We start from the raw sequence: 3212 nt of genomic DNA, 5'->3' as shown, positions 1-3212 counted from the left end.
CTGAGTTCGGGATGGGATCAGGTGGTTCCAATGCTCTATGGTCGTCAAGAAATTCTGTAGCCAGAATGTCCAGATGGACAGCCCAGCGAATTCGGATATGCGATATGTGTGGTTACGAACTTTCGGGTCTTTCGTCTTCACCACCGCAATTCGCGCTAGCAAATTGCTTGGGTGTTATATGGTCAAGCCTCACGGGCAATTAGTATTGGTTAGCTCAACGCCTCACAGCGCTTACACACCCAACCTATCAACGTCGTAGTCTTCGACGGCCCTTTAGGGGATTCAAGATCCCAGTGAGATCTCATCTTGAGGCAAGTTTCCCGCTTAGATGCTTTCAGCGGTTATCTCTTCCGAACATAGCTACCCGGCAATGCCACTGGCGTGACAACCGGAACACCAGAGGTTCGTCCACTCCGGTCCTCTCGTACTAGGAGCAGCCCCTCTCAAATCTCAAACGTCCACGGCAGATAGGGACCGAACTGTCTCACGACGTTCTAAACCCAGCTCGCGTACCACTTTAAATGGCGAACAGCCATACCCTTGGGACCGGCTTCAGCCCCAGGATGTGATGAGCCGACATCGAGGTGCCAAACACCGCCGTCGATATGAACTCTTGGGCGGTATCAGCCTGTTATCCCCGGAGTACCTTTTATCCGTTGAGCGATGGCCCTTCCATACAGAACCACCGGATCACTAAGACCTACTTTCGTACCTGCTCGACGTGTTTGTCTCGCAGTCAAGCGCGCTTTTGCCTTTATACTCTACGACCGATTTCCGACCGGTCTGAGCGCACCTTCGTACTCCTCCGTTACTCTTTGGGAGGAGACCGCCCCAGTCAAACTACCCACCATACACTGTCCTCGATCCGGATAACGGACCTGAGTTAGAACCTCAAAGTTGCCAGGGTGGTATTTCAAGGATGGCTCCATGAGAACTGGCGTCCCCACTTCAAAGCCTCCCACCTATCCTACACAAGCAAATTCAAAGTCCAGTGCAAAGCTATAGTAAAGGTTCACGGGGTCTTTCCGTCTAGCCGCGGATACACTGCATCTTCACAGCGATTTCAATTTCACTGAGTCTCGGGTGGAGACAGCGCCGCCATCGTTACGCCATTCGTGCAGGTCGGAACTTACCCGACAAGGAATTTCGCTACCTTAGGACCGTTATAGTTACGGCCGCCGTTTACCGGGGCTTCGATCAAGAGCTTCGCTTGCGCTAACCCCATCAATTAACCTTCCGGCACCGGGCAGGCGTCACACCCTATACGTCCACTTTCGTGTTTGCAGAGTGCTGTGTTTTTAATAAACAGTCGCAGCGGCCTGGTATCTTCGACCGGCATGGGCTTACGGAGCAAGTCCTTAACCCTCGCCGGCGCACCTTCTCCCGAAGTTACGGTGCCATTTTGCCTAGTTCCTTCACCCGAGTTCTCTCAAGCGCCTTGGTATTCTCTACCTAACCACCTGTGTCGGTTTGGGGTACGGTTCCCAGTTATCTGAAGCTTAGGAGCTTTTCTTGGAAGCATGGCATCAACCACTTCGTCGCCTAAAGGCAACTCGTCATCAGCTCTCGGCCTTGAGATCCCGGATTTGCCTAAGATCTCAGCCTACCACCTTAAACTTGGACAACCAACGCCAAGCTGGCCTAGCCTTCTCCGTCCCTCCATCGCAATAACTGGAAGTACAGGAATATTAACCTGTTTTCCATCGACTACGCTTTTCAGCCTCGCCTTAGGGACCGACTAACCCTGCGTCGATTAACGTTGCGCAGGAAACCTTGGTCTTTCGGCGTGGGAGTTTTTCACTCCCATTGTCGTTACTCATGTCAGCATTCGCACTTCTGATACCTCCAGCAAGCTTCTCAACTCACCTTCACAGGCTTACAGAACGCTCCTCTACCGCATCACCAAAAGGTGATACCCGTAGCTTCGGTGCATGGTTTGAGCCCCGTTACATCTTCCGCGCAGGCCGACTCGACTAGTGAGCTATTACGCTTTCTTTAAAGGGTGGCTGCTTCTAAGCCAACCTCCTAGCTGTCTAAGCCTTCCCACATCGTTTCCCACTTAACCATGACTTTGGGACCTTAGCTGACGGTCTGGGTTGTTTCCCTTTTCACGACGGACGTTAGCACCCGCCGTGTGTCTCCCATGCTCGGCACTTGTAGGTATTCGGAGTTTGCATCGGTTTGGTAAGTCGGGATGACCCCCTAGCCGAAACAGTGCTCTACCCCCTACAGTGATACATGAGGCGCTACCTAAATAGCTTTCGAGGAGAACCAGCTATCTCCGAGCTTGATTAGCCTTTCACTCCGATCCACAGGTCATCCGCTAACTTTTCAACGGTAGTCGGTTCGGTCCTCCAGTCAGTGTTACCTAACCTTCAACCTGCCCATGGATAGATCGCCCGGTTTCGGGTCTATACCCAGCGACTAAACGCCCTATTAAGACTCGCTTTCGCTACGCCTCCCCTATTCGGTTAAGCTCGCCACTGAATATAAGTCGCTGACCCATTATACAAAAGGTACGCAGTCACCTAACAAAGTAGGCTCCCACTGCTTGTACGCATACGGTTTCAGGATCTATTTCACTCCCCTCTCCGGGGTTCTTTTCGCCTTTCCCTCACGGTACTAGTTCACTATCGGTCAGTCAGTAGTATTTAGCCTTGGAGGATGGTCCCCCCATATTCAGACAAAGTTTCTCGTGCTCCGTCCTACTCGATTTCATTGATAAGAGATTTTCGTGTACGGGGCTATCACCCACTATGGCCGCACTTTCCAGAGCGTTCCACTAATCTCAAACCAACTTAAGGGCTGGTCCCCGTTCGCTCGCCACTACTAAGGGAATCTCGGTTGATTTCTTTTCCTCAGGGTACTTAGATGTTTCAGTTCCCCTGGTTCGCCTCTTGCACCTATGTATTCAGTACAAGATACTCAGCTTATGCTGAGTGGGTTCCCCCATTCAGAGATCTCTGGATCACAGTCTGTTTGCCGACTCCCCAAAGCTTATCGCAGGCTACCACGTCTTTCATCGCCTCTGACTGCCAAGGCATCCACCGTATGCGCTTCTTCACTTGACCATATAACCCCAAGCAATCTGGTTATACTGTGAAGACGACATTCGCCGAAAATTCGTTTTGCTCTTTCGAGCCCACAAATTTTACCTTAGCCTGATCCACTACCAGTGAAAGTAGTGTTCAGTCTATTTCTATCACATATCC

The 3212-nt window shown here is 51.3% G+C and carries 1 rRNA gene; it reads right to left on the bottom strand.

Annotated elements, in window-relative coordinates:
* Positions 1 to 178 precede the first annotated feature (178 nt).
* Positions 179 to 3071: ribosomal RNA gene (locus tag OO306_RS27785) — 23S ribosomal RNA — on the bottom strand.
* Between the last annotated feature and the right edge of the window lie 141 nt (positions 3072 to 3212).

The sequence above is a fragment of the Pseudomonas sp. DCB_AW genome, from assembly GCF_026240895.1.
In the GTDB taxonomy this organism is placed as follows: domain Bacteria; phylum Pseudomonadota; class Gammaproteobacteria; order Pseudomonadales; family Pseudomonadaceae; genus Aquipseudomonas; species Aquipseudomonas kermanshahensis.
This window is presented reverse-complemented; position numbering and strand designations above follow the sequence as displayed.